Below are 17940 nucleotides of genomic sequence, written 5' to 3' on the forward strand. Positions count from 1 at the left end.
GAAAAACAAAACCACTCTTTATTTTCGTGCTGTTCCTTAAAGTTCTTTCTGAAAAGCACCATCTCTGGCAGTCCAGTGTACAGAAAGTCCTAAACCTTCAGCCTCTTGTAACCATTTAGTGACCTGTCCTGGATAGTTGGAGCCATCAAAAATCCAGGTATCTGCTGAAAAATGGGTTGATAAATCAGCCAATGTAACCCTTGGTGCGTCCTGAATAAGTACCAAATCTACCGCTAGCTTGCTTACTGGAGCAAACTCAGGGTTCCAGTCTCGATTGATGATGACCAAGCGTTGGTCATAAAAAGCGAATACAGGGTGTTGATCGGACCAATGGAGCGTTGTTTGGGTTGCTGGCCAGCGAGTCACGCCCCTTTTCTCTCGGTGCGGGTTTACGGACCAGTCGAGGGCAGGGTCTTCCTCTTCAAGACTGGAAATACTGTAGCGATGATAGCCATCAAAGGCATCTACAATAGAAGCTTTGTATAAATGATAGACCACCCAGGATCGCTGTTGTGCCAAATCGACTTTGGTAAACACATTGATTGCCAGCGCCAAAACNAATGCCGACAAGCCGGTAAAGAGGTAAGTAATTCGACGATGGGCACTGTACCAAGCCAAGAAAAATAAGCATGCAAACAGGAAAAAGAGTAGCCATTCGTTGATCCAAATACCACTAAGGAGGTGACCCGGAAGTTTTTGTATTGTAAAAATAAAGGCATTGTTTAACCAAATAACTCCAAGTAAGAGCTTCCCCAACAAAGTAGCCAGTGGCGTAATCCAATGCAGTAAAAACAACGAAATTCCCAATCCGAGAATAAACGATGCTGCAAGCACANCAACCAGGCCTGTAAGCAAAAAGTAAAGCGGGAACTGATGAAAATAATATAAACTGAGTGGAAAAGTAGTGAGTTGGGCAGCAATAGCTACCGTTGTCAAACTCCAGGCATAGTCAACTATTTTGAATGGCGAATACCATAGTCGATACAAACGTGGCTGAAAAAAGACGATCCCCAACAGCGCCAAGTACGACAATTGAAACCCAATATCGAACAGTAGATAAGGGTCAATAAGCAAAAGCAATAAAGCAGAAGCGCCAAGGGAATTATATACACTAGCCCGCCTACCCAGGGTTTGGCCCAGCCAAAGAAAACTGAACATAACCGCCGCACGCTGCACCGATGGCGACAGTCCCGTAACTAAGGAAAAACCCCAAATTCCTATTAAAATGAGCAGCAATCGTATCCATTTCCATCCTGGTTTTTTAAACGGCCCCCAACCAAACAACAAACCCAAGCCCCAGGCAACAAACCCCAGGTGGAGGCCTGAAACCGCCAAGACGTGTACAGCCCCGGTTTCGGCGTAAGCATTACGTAGGTCGGTGCTTAATTCATCTCGTTTTCCAAGAATCAGGGCCGCACCTACTGCTAATTCGTTAGAACCGGTTGGCAGGTGCTCGCGTAAAATCCTGAGTAGATCTTCCCGGTATTGATAAGCCAATCCTCGTACGGAGAGTTCTGGGTTTATCAACACCCAGTCTTGCCCAGATATTCGAGCCTGATGGTAAACGCCCTTGCGGGCCTGCCATTCCGAAAAATCGAAGGCATCAGGATTCAGAGGGGCTGCAATCCGCTCAGCGGCAGCTTTGAATTGAATTCGCTGGCCAGGTAATAACTCGACACTAAGGCTGTCGGCAGGTAAATACAGTAGTAACTGGCCTGTGCAGAGCGTCGACTCGCTGCCTCCTTCTGTACTGATTGCATCGACATCAACCCCCAACCGCATTCGATCAGGCCCAACACGTAGTTCATGAACCTTTCCCGACCAAAGGAGCATCGAGTCCTCTGCAAAAACAGCTTGTTGAGCAAAATGAGAGGTCTGCGAAAGTTCTTCTTCCTGCTGTACTAGAAAAGCACCAAAGCCCAGGCACCAGAAGACCGTCAAGATGCTCCAAAAGCGATTCAAAGGGAGTGACAAAGCCAAACGACCAAAAAGCAGAAGGGCGAAAGCTCCTAAGGTTAAGCCTCTAGCAAAAAAAACAGCATTGATTTCAGGAAGAAAATGATAACCCAAGAAAATCCCTACCCCAAAAGGCAGCAGCAAACGCAAGAGTGGTATTTCTCGCCACGGAATTTTCTGGTCAACGGGCATCATTGATTATAAAAAATGTTTTGGCAGGGCTTAATTTAATCTTTTTTTCAATTTTTAGTGACCTTGTCAGCCACCTAGTGTACAAAATACACTAAATGAATAGACTACCAGTTTATATAATATTAAGAATTACTACCTTTAACCTCGAATTATGCAAAGCGCAGCGACGAACAAACAGGAAATGTGAAAAATCTTAATACCTATTTCAAGTCGGCCTTCACCGTCGATAATGTGATCTTTGGTTTTGATGAAAGTGATCTAAAGATTTTACTTATCAAACGGCAAGAAGAACCCTACAACAATCACTGGGGGCTACCTGGCTACTTCGTCTTACCTGATGAAGATCTGAACACAGCTGCCCGGCGAGTGCTAAAGCAGTTGGCTGGTATTGACAACGTCTTCCTTGAGCAAGTTAAAAGTTTTGGCGCAGTAGATCGCCATCCCGTAGGACGGGTGATCACCGTTGCCTATTATTCGCTTGTTAAAATTGCCGACTTTAATCCTACACCAGACAATGATGTAGCTAAAGAAGTACGGTGGTTTAGTGTATCTGATATTTCTGCCCTGGACTTGGCCTTTGATCACGAAGAGATGATCAACGTTTGTTTTCAAACCCTCAAACGGCAGGTTCGTATTCGTCCGGTAGGCTTCGAGTTGCTCCCCCCGAAGTTTACGCTTACAGAGCTGCAACACCTCTATGAGGCTATTTTAGAAACCGACTTGGACAAGCGTAATTTTCGCAAGAAAATCCTGTCGATGAATCTATTGATTGATCTGGAAGAGATGCAGGAAGGTGTCGCTCACCGGCCAGCAAAGCTTTACAAATTTGACAGCGACAAGTACGAAGAATTCTTACAAGATGGCTTTTCTTTTGAAGTAAAAGAAAGCAAACGTAAGGAGCCTAAACCATCACTTTCGAATTAGTGGACTAATTCCGCCATTCATTCCCCTCGCTATCCAAGAGTACTAATTGAATAGCTTCATTCCCCGGTGTTGTCAGAAACTCACTAATCTTTTGGTCAATTTCGGTAGTTTCTCCCGTGTATTTCACTAAAACAGTCATCAGGTTATTCGTAGCAGGGGCATCTTTCAATGCTGTAATACTACCAGAATTAGTCACTGAGAAATAACCATAATAACCGTCGGTTAAATTTGGATCGCTGCCCAAATTATTAATTTCTGATACCAATGTCGCGATCTGGTTTTCTTCTTCGGCATTGTTATAGACCAAGTATCCCCAAAGTACATTCTCTGGAATCTTACGAAGTTCGGTATGAAGCCAGCTGATGCCATTTTCTTCTTCCATCACAACCTTGTACATATCTTCTGTAACCGTAAGGGTACCGGCGTTACTTACAACATCTTGGAGTTCAATGGTAAGGGTATAAACATCCGGACTAGCATCTGTTACCAACTGGGTGCCTGTCGCAGGAGCTGGTCCTGGGTCACATACCTCAGGGTCAAGAATATCGTAAAGCGTAAGGCTAATATTGCGGCCGGTACGATTGTAATTACTGAGAATTTTTGTATCCAAACAATCCTCCTCTTCAATGGTGTACATCTCTAATTTCAGGTTGGAAAGTGTCGTAACACCTAGCACCTGCCCTAAATCAAGGCTAAACTCTTTGTCTACTAAAGGTACAATGATCGGATCATTGAGACTTTCCAACTTGCAGCCGGAAAAAGCTAGTGCCAGAAAGAGAAAAACGAATCCCACGCAGTGATTCCGGTACATAAAATTAAGTATTGTTGATGCATTAAGTATTGGGGGATAACCTTCAGAAGAGTGCGCGTGGTGTAAGAGCTCATAGGGAATTTACCCCTTCCAAGCTCTGAACTATTAAGGAAACGCCCTTAAATTTACTTCGCTGCTTGGCAGGTCGTAAATTTATAGAATAAATTAAGAATCTAGCTAAGATTTAATACTTCAGCCTGCCATCGTGTACCCGTTGGGCATAATCTTTGGCAAAATAGGTGATAATCACATCTGCTCCGGCACGGTGAATACTCAGCAGAGTTTCGGGCATGGCCTGCTCGTAATCCAACCAACCATTACCACAAGCAGCCAAAAGCATCGCACACTCACCACTGACATGGTAAGCCGCTATTGGCAATTCACTTTCATACTTCAACAATGCGATAATATCCAGGTAATTGAGCGCGGGTTTGACCATCAGGAAATCGGCTCCTTCTGCGGTATCCAATCTTGCTTCACGCAGGGCTTCCTGCGCGTTGGCGGGGTCCATCTGGTAGGTTTTCTTATCCTTGGGTATATCGGCATCTTCGCGCGGCGCACTATCGAGTGCCGCCCGAAAGGGGCCATAAAAAGCGCTGGCATACTTGGCGGTATAAGACATGATCCCCGTTTGAGTAAAACCAGCAGCATCCAATGCTTCTCGCAAGTAGCCTACCCTGCCATCCATCATATCACTAGGGCCTAATATATCAAAGCCGGCCTCGGCTTGGGCTACCGCCATTTTTGCCAAAATAGGTAAAGAGGGATCGTTGAGGATTTGCCCCTCCCCTACCAGGCCGTCGTGCCCGTCGATGCTGTAAGGGTCCATTGCTACGTCGCTGATGAGACAGATAGCCGGGAACCGCTCTTTGATCGTGCGCGCAGCTTGCAGGTAGAAATTCTGCGGATCGTAACTATAAGTAGCCACCTTGTCTTTGAGTTCGTCAGGCACCGCGGGAAAAAGAATAAAATTGTTGATCCCCAGGCTCTGGCAAGCATCAATTTCTTCGAGCATCAGTTCTATACTCCAGCGATAGGTACCAGGCAGAGAGGACACTTCCGTTTTCACACCCTTTCCGGGTACTAGAAAAAGAGGTTGTACCAATTGAGAAGGACTGAGGCGGGTTTCCCGAACCATTCCCCGAATAGCCGCCGAGCGGCGGTTGCGACGTGGACGCTGAAGCATTGTTTTTGTTTTTTTGGGCTGCAAAATTAAGGATAAAGAATGGGAATCCGCTCAGGTTTACCTTCGGGCTACGATCAAAATTGTCCTTATTCGGTAAAATTGTGAGTCTTCTACACCTCCTTCAATAATTCCGATTTCCGACTCCCCATTTCCGACTTTGCTCTACCTCTTCTTCTCAAATATCCAACCATCACCACGAAGTAGCCGCGAAGCGAAACCCACAACCATCAAACCAACCAGCGCCCAACCGTACCAAGGGAAGCCGGCCTCCATGGGTCTTGTATTCCCCAAGAGCTGAAAGCCTGCCCAGTAAACGGGGTGTGCTCCCCGGGGGTCGGCATTTTGCAGGTAGCTTAGTTTCGCTTGCTGAAGGGCGGTGCGCTTATCGTTGTTTTTGTTCAGAAAAGTATAAAAGCTTTCCAAAAGATCGCAGTTGGCACTTTCATTGACGCGCCAGAGGGTGTTGACCACAGAACGAGCACCGGCATAGTGAAATGCCCTGGCCAAACTGATGACTCCTTCACTGTTGTAGAGCGTGCCCAGAGCTGTCTCACAAGCGCTGAGAATGACAAGTTCGGTTTCCAGATCGTACAAATAAAGGTCTTTGGCAAAAAGAGAATCGTAACCTCCCTCGCCGTCACTGAAAACGATGTAGGAGAAATCTCCCTGCTCGGGATTGGCCTGCGCGTGAGTAGCCAAATGTAGAAGCCGGTAGCGCTTGGCCTGAGCTTGTAGCTGCTGAATGGTAGCCCTTTCGCCTGAGAAAAGATTACCAGAAGCCTGCCCGATGGTAGCTTCCAATAGATCGGCACTGCACGACAAGGCTGGCCAACCCGATTGGCCAGAGAACGCGGGAGCGAAACCGCCCACCTCTCCCTGGTGCCGTTCCAGTTGCGACAATGCCCACTGCAAACTGGCGGCGTAGGTATAACTGATGGGGTATTCCCGCAGGAGGTAAGGATAGTCATTGAAAGGGGTGTTTGCCGCTACCTCCTGTGTAAGCAGTGCCTCAAAAGGCAACAAGTCAAGCATTCCACTCGTGACGAGCAACAGTGATTTCCCTTGAGTGCCCTCTAATACCGGTGCAAGTAACTCCTTGTACAAGCGGTAGCCCTCACGCTGGTAATCGGTGGTAAGCTGAGCGCGGTCTACACCGGGCATTTGGTAATTTTCGATGCTCCCCCGCCAGGCGAGTATCCGTTCGTTGAGGTTTTCCGGTCGGGAGCGTTGCTGAAGGCGGATTCCTTGGCGGTCAATGAGAAAAACAAAAATGGCTTCTTTGCCGACGAAATATTCGATCAATTGTTCCTTGCGGCCCAGCATTTGTTGGAGCTGCGCCAGCGTGGGTACTTCATCTGCGTACTTGAGCTGATAATAGCGGGGGTGGCGGGTTTCCAGGGCCTGGAGCCAGTTGCGTATGGCATCTTGTGCACCGAGGAGGGTTTGCTCGGCCGCCTGGAGGGTGCTATCGGCAACGCCTTGTTCGCTGCGCAGGTGGAAGAGTTCTTCCTGGGCCTTGCTGACGGCGCGTTGCAGCTCGCCTTCTTCGGCCAGCTCCTCTTCGCTGATTCCTGCCTGAGCGGCAGCTTTACTGGCCCGAAAAGCCTCACGAAGTAGGCTGCTGCGGTTGCGTTCTGCAAAAACAAAAGCTTGGTAGAGCAGTGCTTCACTGTGCGTTTCTTCATAAAGCTCATAAGCAACCCGAATGGCATTCTCGCTTTGCTCACGGCTCTCTTCCAGATTGAAAAGCTTGGAGCTTTCGTAGAGGTAACTTTGACGCAGCGCCTGTTCTACCGTATGCATAAGTTCGTAACAAGCCAGCGCTTGCTCTAAGTAAAAGGTATTGGGTTTCGCCTTGTTCCAGGCCTGGTAAACGGAAGCCATGCCCGCCAGTGCTTCCATGATCGTATTTTCCGCATAGCAAGATGCAGGAGAAGGAAGATCATGCTGCCCTTTGGGGGAATAATTGTAAAGCACCGACTGTAGCGCCAACTGGAATTGGGCGAGTGATTTGGGGTAGTCTTCCATCTCGAAGAAGAGCAGCCCCTTTTGGACGTAATGCTTGCCGAATTCTCGGCGTTGGGTGTTTTCGTAATAAAGCTGAAGGTGGTGAAACTCTTGGTCTAATGCGGCTAAGGCAGCTGCGAAATCGCCTTGTTCGGAGTGGATGAGGGCTTGTTTTTTGTAGATGTTGCTTAAAATCAAATCAAATCTAAAGTCACTCTCTTCCCCCTTGCTTCTATTTACTAGTATATCTTTTGCTCGTACAAGTTGAGTTGTTGCACTTTCTAAAAGATTCCCTTTTACAAATAGATCACTTAAATTAAGTAATATCATCGTGCGAATTCCTCTATCCTCAATAGGCAGTTCTAAAGCATTTTCATAAGCTTCTTGAGACTTTTCTAGTTTATCCCAATTACTATATAATAAGCCAAGATCGTTATATCCTTGAGCAGCTCGTAAATAATCTTCTTCGATCAATACAGCCGTCACAAATTGTTTTAGAATGGATTCACCTGCAGCGTATTCCCCTAGCCTGGTATATATATTACCTAATGGTTTATAAAGAAATTTTGCTAGCAAATAAGCATTTTCCTCTTTGGGGTCTGCTAGACTCAGTGCGAGCTCATAGATTATTCGAGCATTGATGTAATCTCCCAATGTATCATAAGTGAAAGCCAGTTGTACATATGTCCAAAAAGCTTTAGAGTTCTCTTCTGTTGTTCTAAAATTTCGCCAGAGCTCACGGGGAAGAGCTTTACGGAAAAGATGTTTCGCCAATTCAAGTTGGCCTTCTTTTCTAAATTGAGTTCCGATTGATTTTACCAAATCTAGAAAGAGGTACAAACTATCAAGTTGCTCCAAATGAGCTAAAGCGGATTCGGTTTTCTTTAATGCAAGGTCAAAATCATGTTGCTTTACCAGTTCAACAATCTGATCGACCGTGGCCGGGTATTCATTCTCCAGGTTGAGCGCACGCAAAGATGTTGTGACCAATAGCATCACAATAACACATAAGCAGGAAACCCTTTGTAAGTGATTCAAAGTAGATAAGATTTAGAGGTCTAGCAAGTTGAATTCTGCGGGTTTCAAGTGCTTGGGCTTAACATTTTCACGCTGGGCTGGCGGTGTTCTCCCGACTAAAAGTCGGGATCACGGTGGTGCCGACTGTGTCGGCGGTAGCCGTCCCGAGGCTTCGGGACGAATGAAATGAGCCTGTCCGGAGCCAAACGGGTACTCCCCCTACCAAGCGCAACGCGCAAATCACCAAACATCAACTCGCAAAATTTAACTTGTCGTACCATTAGTGAAGAAAAAGGGGAAAAGTTTCGACTCGTTTCGTTATGCCGATTGATTTCGCCGGATTAACCAAATGATGATTAGAATAGCCAGTAGAATCAGTAACAACCAAACCCACCAAGGCCAAGCGGGGGGATTGGGATCATCGGCACAATCGCCTACGGTACATTGTAATACTTGCCCGTTTTGCGTGTCCGTTGTTATCATGCTTACCGCAACGGGAACCGTACACACCGGATCATTGCTTAAGTCATCAAAGCGGATGCAGGCATAGATAGAATCGAGCAAGGCCGGCTCAATACTGCTGTACATGTGAAACTGCACATTGGCAAAAGTCCGAGGATCGCCAACGCCGTGCAGCGGTGTTCCTTCAATTCCAAAGTTGAGCATTTCCCAACGGATACTGTCATCACTCAATTTAATCATGGAAATCTGATCCGCAGGGCCACCAAAGGGGTGGTACTTAACGGGCGTAACCACAATGTCATCCGCACTCACCCCGGCTGGCAACTTAATATCCATATAGATATTATTGGTTTCACCAAAGCCGGTGTTCTCACATTGGACGGTGGTAAAGATCTGGTAACGATCACTTTGTGCCGGACAGGCGCAAGCCTCCATGATCATAAAATTGGGGTCATGTGATTTGACCAGGCTGGCGGTAGACTTGTAATAATCCAATATTACTTGTGCTCCGATCTGGGGTGAGAAGTTGTCACTACTGGTCACTGTACTATCACCGTTCTGGATGTAAAGTCTGGTACTATCCGGGGGTATACCCTGACCCAATCCTCCCACAAAGGTGCTCAAGCCCAAATTCGTTAACTCTTGTTGTAAACTTCCTGGCGTTAGTACCGGATAGCCATTGTCGGCAGAAAAGCTACCCAGTGCAACAGCAAAATCCATTTCTGCTTTTACGGTAGCATCGAACACATCCATCATCGCTTCGTCTCCTTCCATATCCACGAAATAGTGAACCTCTTCTCCTGGAGCCAGGTTGAAAATCTCTGCCAATAGTAAACCTTTGTATTCCGTGTTTACTGGTCCTAATTTCGAATAATGGAACGTAGTAGTACTCCCCACATCCGGGCGATGAAACATGTTTTCCCGGATTTTAAAATCACTGAACTCCGGTAGTTCGGTTACTTCTGTTTTTGACACCGTCCTCAGTCTGCCATTATACAAGAAGAAGAGTTGCCCACTAAAAGGTGCATCACTAGGGTTTTTTACCGAAAGGATAGAAACAAAGGGATCACCGGGTTTCACCTGCACATTGCGAAGAATTTTTAGATAACGATTAGTATCTACCACTGTCTTATTGGTGATAGAACCACTTACCGGAGGTATAATTGGACCCGCAGCAGTGAGCGGCGGTTCATCATTGGCACTATACAACCCCGTAGAATAAGCCCGCGCAAAATAATTCTGCACCTGCGTAGAATTCGGTGGCCCATAAAGGTGCTTAAAACCTGCTTTTTCCTGGCTTTCGCCAAACAGGAAATTACCGTCTCCAAAAATGAAGAGGTGCTTGTAAAAAGCGGGCGTCGCATTGAATTTTGTCTTGGAAACCAGTGCTGGCAATTCGATATTGAAAACCGTCGAGTCGCCGGGGGCGGGGGTGTAATCGACTGCTTCGAGCAGCTGTGCGGAGAGGGATATGCTAAAAAAGAAAAAGAGGCCTACGGCCAGGAGTAGATGCTTACAGGTTTTCATAGTTGCTTCGTTGCTTAGTTTTTGGCTTTAGGGAAGTACTGCTATCATGCTGGCAGTGCAACCATTAGCTAATATACTAAATTACAGCTACTTAGTATATCTACTTAAAATAATTGCTTTTTCTGCTTAATGATAACATAAAGATAGGAGGCTAAATGAATGGATGAAAACCAGAATTGATTTTTTCTTTGAGTTTCTAAAAACAATCAATACAACACAAACAATTGAAAATAAATAAATTAAGACATATTTTTTTCTTTTTTCTGTAGGTGCTATTTATATCCTTTCTTACTCTTCCAGACAAAAACAGAAGCTTGTTATTTATAATAAATAATATTCTCCTCCCAGAGAAATTCCAACAATAATTGCACCTCTTCTAAAGACACGTTGATTAGTTCCTGCAATTCAGCACCCGTCCGTTGCCCATCGATAAGGCGCAGGAATTGAACAACCCCTATTTCCTCTGTATCAAACATTAATTTTTCATCTAAAATGACATAGTAAATTTCTTTCTCGTCATTTTTAGCAATATCCAACTCTCCAACCAAATGTATTGCTTGTTGTAGTGAAATGGACAATCTTGTCGTATCCATTCGATTTGCTAACAAGTCTGGAAACTGAACTAGATGGCTTCCTGAGAAAATACCTGCCATGGATTCATTACGCTCTCCTTTTTCGAGCACTCCATTATAATACGCATCCAAAATACCAAGGTTAATGATGTAAAGTAGGTGCTCATAAGCTGGATAGAAGCCGGAATTTTGGGTATGTACAAGAAATTTTTCTATTGCGTCTCGATCAAAAAGCTCATTGATGGCCGAAGAACGAGTAAAAGCACGATTAAAAAGAAGCCTGTTTTCTCCGTGCAATACCTGCTGTAGATAACGAAAAATAAATTTATGTGCTTGAGGTATCGGATGAAACTTATTTTTAGCCTTAAAAGAATCAGGCAACTGAGAAAGAAAGGCTTTTCTAAGAATACTTTTCTGAAAAAACAATTTGTCAAACATTTCACTCGGAACCTGCTGGAGAAATGCCACCAGTTTAAGATCAAGAAATGGATAAATAGTCATGAGACCATTCTGTAGGGAAATACTTGATTCTAATGGAATTGTCTTGTGCGTAAGAAATCGATGGTTGGTTGCTACATAATGCACCCAATTACTGGAAACAGGAGTAAGGGAAGACCATGCAGCATTTTTCAAAAAAGCCCCTGCAAAGCGGAAGAAATTATTACCATCATTTAACGCCTTCTTTTTATAGGTATTTGAGGTGAGTGCCTCCCAAAAGCTATCCCAGTTTTGGTGAAGTCCTTCCGTGGAATAATCGAAAGCCGTAGTACCACCATTGTATTGATCACTCCCTAAACCACTGATACAAATGGATGGCGGTTTACCATACGGTAGTGGAATATTGAGCAATTGAGATTTCAAGTAGAGTTCATAGTTGAGGCGGGGATCTTGGGCATCAATCACAGCATCTTGCCACGAGGCAAGAGAAGGTCTATCAAACAACGAACAAGGTAAAATATCATGTGCAATACCATATAACTGAGACAATTCAACTGCACGCTCAAGTTCTTTGTTAAGAATACTCGTCTCTGTACAAATAGAAAGAGCGTGAAGGCGAGTTTTCTGCTGAGACAACAAAAGTAAAATGCTTGAATCGAAGCCACCACTTAATGTTAAAAGGGCTTGATCAATGCCTTGCAAACGGTGATGAGTAGCTTCGGTCAGTAAATGATGGTAGGCTGATACATAATCACTTTCTGAAGGTTGGCTTCCTATAATATTGAGAGGATACTCCTTTGCTTTAGACAAGTCCCAATATCTCGTACTGGTTACCTCCCATTGTTCTGTATCCAAGATCAAAATTTCCCCTGCGCCAAGTCGAAAAAGGTTTTCGTAGAGTGTTGGCTCAAAAGAAGATTGGTCAGATGATCGGCTAAAAAGAAAGGTTTGATTGAATTTAGGAGTCTCCTTTAAGCCGGCAACAATTTTTCTAATGGCCGTACTCGTCAAAAAATTACGCGCTGAATTTCGGAAATAGAAAAAGAGCGGTAATGTACCAAACGCATCCGTAGCCAAGTACAATCGTTCAGCTGCTGGATCATGAATAGATATGACGAAACTCCCACTTAATTTCTCCAGCAAACCTTGGAACCCCAGATTACGATACTGGCTAAGAATTGCTGCTTCGGATGGCGTGTGCCCATCTTCTATGAACCAATATTTACCTATTATTTTTAATTCGGCAAGCTTAGTCGTAACTTTTTTAGAAGTAGTAAAGGACACAAAAAAATCGTGCATTCGTATCGTATTCTCTTATTGAAGCGGTCTATATTCTACTAAAAAAACAAATGGCAATAAGCCAGTACTAATACTGATTTATTGCCATTTCAAAAGGATTCTTCAATACCTAAGGAGGTTCATCATCACCACTATATGCACCAGTACCAGCAATCAAGTCATGCGAGCCTCCAGTGCCGCCCTTTACTTCCTTTAGCTGCTGGGCAGAGAGTACAGTAGCCTTTTTCAACGCAAGCTTTTTTGGCTTGGCGTTTTTGAAAGAGAAATTCTTCATATCTGTTTTATTTAAGATGAAAGCGTTTTGTTATTTAGGGTTTACAAATACGCACAAATTTGGGTGTAAACTAGGGAGGTTCATCCTCACCACTATAAACACCAGTACCAGCAATCAAGTCATGCGAGCCTCCCGTGCCACCTTTTACTTCCTTTAGCTGCTGGGCAGAGAGTACAGTAGCCTTTTTCAACGCAAGCTTTTTTGGCTTGGAGTTTTTAAAAGAGAAATTCTTCATATCTGTTTTATTTAAGATGAAAGCGTATTTATTATTTATTCTTACTCAAGCAACCTGAGACAAAAAACCTCACTGCTATAAACAGCATTGCAAGGAAGCGATGCGACGCTATATATCCCTTTCTACGGCCTTAAATTGTTGAAAAGAGAGCTAAATTGGCTCACTCTTTTACTAGGTGAGATTTCGGAGAGAGATTTCTTAGTCGCGTTTCATGAAAAAACAACTATCCTAAGTTCCTGCTTTTTAACAAAAAAAGCAAATTTTTATCTTGACTTTTAGCCAATTAGCCCAATTTTAACCATCCTCCTTACCTACTCCTCGTTATTACGATAGTATTTTTGACTTCAAAACAATTTTTACCAAGCATTTCAACAGAAAGGTCGTAGTCCTGTAAAGATCGCTATGTGACATATCCTTGGCATAAGGTATTCATTGTTCTTTGCTCATTTCATAATCGCTGAAATAATTTAAAAACACTTAAAATTTCACACCCACCGCCACACTCACCGTCCTACCCAACAACTGCAATTCATTGCCTAAAAGCACACTCCGATTACTTTCTTGCGGTAGCGAGTAGATACTTTGACGATAAAGGGTATTCTCGCGATCTAATATGTTAAAAACACCAAGGCTACCGTACACCTCGCCTTTCTCCAGAGGATAAGTGTATCGGGCTGATATATCTAAACGGTGGTAGGCTGGTATCCGGCGCAAGCTATTTACATTGCGTTCTCTTCGATCATTTACCAAATCAGAAACGGCAAGCTCCAAATAAGGGCGGCCACTGGCAAAAATATAGACGCCGCTCAGCGACCATTGCTTGTATTGGTATTCATTGACCCATTGAAGTTGATGCGGACGATCATCCTGGGCCGCGTAGGCAGCTCCTTGAAACAACTCACTGAACGTGCGCCGCGAACGGCTCAGGGTATACGCCAGCCAAGTCGTGTAATTGTTCCAACGTTGGCTGATCAGCAAGTCCAATCCAAGCACCTTGCCAGTACCCTGGGAGATTTGGTAAAAGGCATTCCCATTGGCCACGCCTTCTTCCTCTGTAAACTGATTGAAAATGGTCGTGTGTTCCAGTACGCCATTGCTGTGTTTGTAGTAAGCTTCAGCATCGAATAAGAAATCCCCCTTGCGGAAAGTGAACCCCAACATCCCCTGCGTGCTATTGCCCACCGGAAACTGTTCCCCATCCGCCATGGTCCAAATATCAAAGCTGCGACCAAAACGGTTTTCGTGATAATAGCGTCGCAAAAATTGATGGTAATGGTTCACCGCTCCCTTCAGTCGCCAAGCGTCATTGATTTGGTAGCCAAACTGCAAGCGAGGTGAGGGATACACTGCCTCCGTTGCACTATAGTAAGTCGCATGCAGTCCTGCCTCTAGCAACCATTTCTCTTTTTTCCATTGATAGGCAGTATACAAGCCTAGTTGGTCACCACTACTATCATTACCCAACAAGGTGACCGTATCGACAGCTATTTGCAACTGCACCGCCTCACTGCTAGCACGCAGCCCAAACGATAATTGCTGGTTGTCATCAAGTTGTAGTTCATGGCTCCAGTTGATATGCCAGCCTTCCAGATTATTTTCTCTGGTATTCTTGTTGGTGACCGACAATAAACTTTGGTTCAGCCGCTCGCGGGTAAGCTCCGTACTCGTTACTTCGGCAATACGATAGGAGGAATAGCCCATCGTCAATTCGCTTTTCCAGCGCTCGCTCCACCCTTGTTGCCAGCGCAGACTGTAGGCGGCATTGGCCCAGTCGCTAGTTTCCTGAAAGCGGGTCATATTTTCAATCAGTCGCCCCTGATTGCGGGTACGAAAAGAAAGGCTATAATCGTAATCATAATGATCTTCACTGCGGTAAGCATTCAAGTCAAAATAAGTGTTTTCGCTAGCTTGCCACGACCATTTCGCGTTGGCATCATAAAACTGATAAGCGGGTTGTACTTCTATCTGCCTTGATTCCTCTATCAAATCCTGTAGACTGCCATTCCCTAAGTCAACCTCTTGGTTCAAGACACCAAAAAGGTCGGCTTTTGCGAGGTTATTGAGGCTTGACCTGCCGCCAAGTTGTAGCTCCATGCCCTTAGTCAACCTCAATCTCGTACTGGCATTGGCGAGTAAGCTACTGAGCTCTATTTGGGTCTGATGCTGATGCTCCGTCATCGGATGCGAAGCCATTATCACAACGGAAGAGGTGCGACCTCCGTAACTGATAGGAAAAGTATTTTTGTAAAACTCCATAGCGTTTACCAATGCTCCATTTACAGCACTGAAAGCACCAAAAAAATGGTCGACGCCATAAAGCAGCATCCCATCCCAGAGGAGGAGGTTTTCTTCGGCATTACCACCCCGCACTTGCAGTGCTGCGGAGCCATCATTGAAAGCAGTCACTCCCGGCAAGAGTTGTAGATTACGAAAGATATCGGTGGTTCCACCCAAATTGGGGAGTTTGTCATTGGGCCGGATGACCATTGCTTGTTCATCTTGCAATAGGCCCAAGGCAGCAGCCTCATCGGTAACGATAATAATAGCACCAATAGATTGGGGTAGCGCAGACAATGAAAATGCAGCTTCGGCATCTGCCCCCACCTTCAATTGCTGTGGGGTATACCCCAAGTAGCGGGCTTCCAACCAGAGCTCTCCTTTGAGAGTATCTGGAAAAGAAAAGCGAAAATTTCCGGCGTCGTCCGTGACGGTGCCTTTGCTGAGAAGCTTGCTAAAAATGGTAGCGTAAGGCAGTGGTTCGCCGGTGAGCTCGTCCTTGACATGACCGCTCAACTGCCGATATGCGAGTTCAGGAGCAGGCACTACAACCGATGTTGGTCGGATTAAAATCTGCCCTTCACTTATGGTAAGATACTCTAAACCTGATTGCGCTAAAATTTTATAAAAAGAACGTACGACTTCCTCTTCCTCCAAGCGGATACTGACCGTCTTCCCTTGTAAGACAGCAGGGTCAAAAGCCAGTAATAAGCCATATTTGTCTTCAAACACCTGAAATACCTCCTCCAGTGGAGTCGTAGAAAAATGCGCTGTAACCTTCTGCTGTGCAAGCAAGGGCAAGCTGCTGAATAGCAGCAAAAAAAGAAGTGGTGTTATTGATTTTTTCAAAGAAGAATTAGTCGTTAGTATTGCGCAGAAAATAAAACACGATTTTTTATAAGACTTTCAAATAGTTAACCCGCTTAAAATGAACCGCTTGGCCAACTATTGTGAAAGTCAAAATCGTGTTTTATTTTCGTGCTGTTCCTTAGCAGTGATCGTTACTTGCTGGCCATCAATCGAAAACTGCAAACTCAATGGCCAGCATACCGTTTGCAGGGCTTGTTCGAGATTATTGCTCTTAAAAAAGCCAGCATACTGACGCTTACCGATATCCGCTGGGTATTGAATAGAGATAGTGTATTGGCGCTCCAGTGCAGCAAAAACCTCGTCTAGTGGCACCTCGTCAAAGTGGTGAATTTGGTCTTGCCAGGCAATATCATTCCGGTTGTTAATAGTACGTGCCTGTAGTTGGCCGTTTTGTAAAAAAGCACCTTCTTGAGGGGTTAAAATCGTTGTTTCTCCAGTGCTGGTCGTCACTTTTACTTTACCAGTATAGCAATTCACGCGAAAGATGCCGTCGCGCGCTTCTACATTAAAGCTCGTACCTAAAACTTCTACTTGCCCCAGCGAGGTTTTTACAATAAATGGACTGCCTTTTTCTACTTCAAAAAAAGCTTCCCCTTCCAGTAGGATGGTTCTTTCCTTTTGCCAATTCTCGGGGGTATAAGTGATATTCGATACGGCGTTCAGGCTTATCATTGATCCATCTGGCAGCGTTTCATCTAAGGTTTGAGTACGTTCTGTACTTACCACGAGGGGCGTATCCACTAACGAGTTCGTCCACCACCAGCCAGCGGCTAGCAATATTGCGATACTGGCCGCCACAGCCCATGTCCACGTTGATTGACGACTTGCAGGTAACTGTTTAATTCGCGCCTCAGAGGTAGCCTCATCAATCGATTGCCAGAGGGCTTCCTTACGCTTCTCGCCAAGGGCAGGCACTTCCCAACTTACCGCTGCTACCAGCGCCCGGGCGGTTTCCACCTTCTCCGCTTGGCCTGGATGAGCAGCCAGCCATGCCTCCCATTGTGAGCCATTAGCAGGATCTACGCCTCGCACCCATTGAAGAAATGCTTCTTCCTGGGCCAGTTCTTCTGGTTCGTATGTTAGGTAATCTTGCTTCATATTTTATACCTTCTAACTATATAAGGCATCAAAGTTCCTTTTTGTACTCATTCTATTCTTGTGCTGTTCCTTATTGCGCAAAAAACAGGAAAAGTATCCCCAATATCTTGCGTAGGGCTTTCATCCCCGCCGAAGCGGTATTGCGTACCGATTGGTAATTGATCCCCAAAACAGTGGCAATCCGCTTATAGTCCATTTCCTCAAAATATCGGAGGTATAAGATTTCTCGTTGTCGTTCACTCAACAAACTCAGGGCTTTACTCATTGATTTTTTCTGACTTTCTCTTTCCTCTACTTCCATCAAGGCCTCATCTACAGCTGCTGTATGTGCATTTACATCCACTACTTTCAGGTGCCGCTCGGTACGATTTACCCCTTGCTTTATGTGTCTGATAATTTTGCGCCGCAACGCTACTAGCAGGTACTGCCGAATTGCATCAGTATCGCCCAGCGTAGCACGATTTTTCCACAACTCAACAAACAAATCCTGTATACTATCTTCCACCAAAGCTTGGTCAGCTGTAACCTGACACCCATACTTAAACAACGCATCTACCTCTTGCTGATAGATAGCTGCCAAAGCTTTTTTATCCCCAACTTTCAGGGCCCGCCACAATTGTAAGTCGTTGATCATTGGTGCAAATAGACAATAAAACTATTACTTAAGTTTAACTTAGTAACGGAGCAAAACTACACATTTGTCTGCAAACGCGTCCTTTAAGGGCTTGGGCTACATTTAAACCACCAAAGGCACTTAATAATTAGCCGCGGAGACGCAGAGACACGGAGTTTTTC

The 17940-nt window shown here is 45.0% G+C and carries 12 protein-coding genes; 1 reads left to right on the forward strand and 11 read right to left on the reverse strand.

The features are described 5' to 3' along the window. Nucleotides 1-36: 36 nt before the first annotated feature. Entirely contained in the window at nucleotides 37-2151 is a 2115-nt protein-coding gene (locus A3EU_RS32440) for a ComEC/Rec2 family competence protein (RefSeq protein ID WP_020534623.1), read from the reverse strand. Between the two features lie 180 nt (nucleotides 2152-2331). On the opposite strand from A3EU_RS32440, the gene A3EU_RS29200 reads away from it, so the two are divergent. Then, on the forward strand, nucleotides 2332-3072 hold the full coding sequence (locus A3EU_RS29200) for an NUDIX hydrolase (RefSeq protein ID WP_020534624.1): 741 nt from the start codon (nucleotides 2332-2334) through the stop codon (nucleotides 3070-3072). A 4-nt stretch (nucleotides 3073-3076) separates the two neighbouring features. Here A3EU_RS29200 and A3EU_RS0102935 read toward each other — a convergent pair whose 3' ends face one another. The 10 genes from A3EU_RS0102935 to A3EU_RS0102985 form a co-directional block, all read right to left on the reverse strand. After that, entirely contained in the window at nucleotides 3077-3883 is an 807-nt protein-coding gene (locus tag A3EU_RS0102935; RefSeq protein WP_020534625.1) for a hypothetical protein, read from the reverse strand. Between the two features lie 184 nt (nucleotides 3884-4067). Next, the gene (gene hemB / locus A3EU_RS0102940; protein ID WP_020534626.1) at nucleotides 4068-5069 is read right to left on the reverse strand and encodes a porphobilinogen synthase; all 1002 of its coding nucleotides are present in this window, start codon (nucleotides 5067-5069) and stop codon (nucleotides 4068-4070) included. Between the two features lie 162 nt (nucleotides 5070-5231). After that, entirely contained in the window at nucleotides 5232-8114 is a 2883-nt protein-coding gene (locus tag A3EU_RS0102945) for a CHAT domain-containing tetratricopeptide repeat protein (RefSeq protein WP_156825629.1), read from the reverse strand. Nucleotides 8115-8411: 297 nt separating this feature from the next. Further along, entirely contained in the window at nucleotides 8412-10082 is a 1671-nt protein-coding gene (locus A3EU_RS0102950; protein ID WP_020534628.1) for a hypothetical protein, read from the reverse strand. Nucleotides 10083-10399: 317 nt separating this feature from the next. After that, entirely contained in the window at nucleotides 10400-12391 is a 1992-nt protein-coding gene (locus A3EU_RS0102955; RefSeq protein WP_020534629.1) for an asparagine synthase-related protein, read from the reverse strand. 109 nt (nucleotides 12392-12500) lie between these two features. Next, nucleotides 12501-12665 (reverse strand): hypothetical protein, encoded by a 165-nt coding sequence (locus tag A3EU_RS34495; RefSeq protein ID WP_020534630.1) that lies wholly within the window; start codon nucleotides 12663-12665, stop codon nucleotides 12501-12503. Nucleotides 12666-12735: 70 nt separating this feature from the next. Beyond that, nucleotides 12736-12900: a hypothetical protein gene (locus A3EU_RS34130; protein ID WP_020534631.1), complete on the reverse strand. Its 165-nt coding sequence runs from the start codon at nucleotides 12898-12900 to the stop codon at nucleotides 12736-12738. Nucleotides 12901-13377: 477 nt separating this feature from the next. Further along, on the reverse strand, nucleotides 13378-16026 hold the full coding sequence (locus A3EU_RS0102975) for a carboxypeptidase-like regulatory domain-containing protein (RefSeq protein WP_083937233.1): 2649 nt from the start codon (nucleotides 16024-16026) through the stop codon (nucleotides 13378-13380). Between the two features lie 108 nt (nucleotides 16027-16134). Beyond that, nucleotides 16135-17145 carry a FecR family protein gene (locus A3EU_RS29205; protein WP_020534634.1) on the reverse strand — a complete coding sequence of 337 codons (1011 nt, stop codon included), beginning with the start codon at nucleotides 17143-17145 and terminating at the stop codon, nucleotides 16135-16137. A 70-nt stretch (nucleotides 17146-17215) separates the two neighbouring features. Further along, nucleotides 17216-17779: an RNA polymerase sigma factor gene (locus A3EU_RS0102985; RefSeq protein WP_020534635.1), complete on the reverse strand. Its 564-nt coding sequence runs from the start codon at nucleotides 17777-17779 to the stop codon at nucleotides 17216-17218. Nucleotides 17780-17940: the final 161 nt, after the last annotated feature.

The sequence above is a fragment of the Lewinella cohaerens DSM 23179 genome (assembly GCF_000379805.1).
Classification (GTDB): Bacteria; Bacteroidota; Bacteroidia; order Chitinophagales; family Saprospiraceae; genus Lewinella; species Lewinella cohaerens.

Bases quoted from the DNA above. Each gene is read 5' to 3' on its own strand.
- A3EU_RS0102935 (WP_020534625.1), bottom strand. From the start codon at position 3,883: ATGTACCGGAATCACTGCGTGGGATTCGTTTTTCTCTTTCTGGCACTA.
- hemB (WP_020534626.1), bottom strand. From the start codon at position 5,069: ATGCTTCAGCGTCCACGTCGCAACCGCCGCTCGGCGGCTATTCGGGGA.
- A3EU_RS0102950 (WP_020534628.1), bottom strand. From the start codon at position 10,082: ATGAAAACCTGTAAGCATCTACTCCTGGCCGTAGGCCTCTTTTTCTTT.
- A3EU_RS0102955 (WP_020534629.1), bottom strand. From the start codon at position 12,391: ATGCACGATTTTTTTGTGTCCTTTACTACTTCTAAAAAAGTTACGACT.
- A3EU_RS34495 (WP_020534630.1), bottom strand. From the start codon at position 12,665: ATGAAGAATTTCTCTTTCAAAAACGCCAAGCCAAAAAAGCTTGCGTTG.
- A3EU_RS34130 (WP_020534631.1), bottom strand. From the start codon at position 12,900: ATGAAGAATTTCTCTTTTAAAAACTCCAAGCCAAAAAAGCTTGCGTTG.
- A3EU_RS29205 (WP_020534634.1), bottom strand. From the start codon at position 17,145: ATGAAGCAAGATTACCTAACATACGAACCAGAAGAACTGGCCCAGGAA.
- A3EU_RS0102985 (WP_020534635.1), bottom strand. From the start codon at position 17,779: ATGATCAACGACTTACAATTGTGGCGGGCCCTGAAAGTTGGGGATAAA.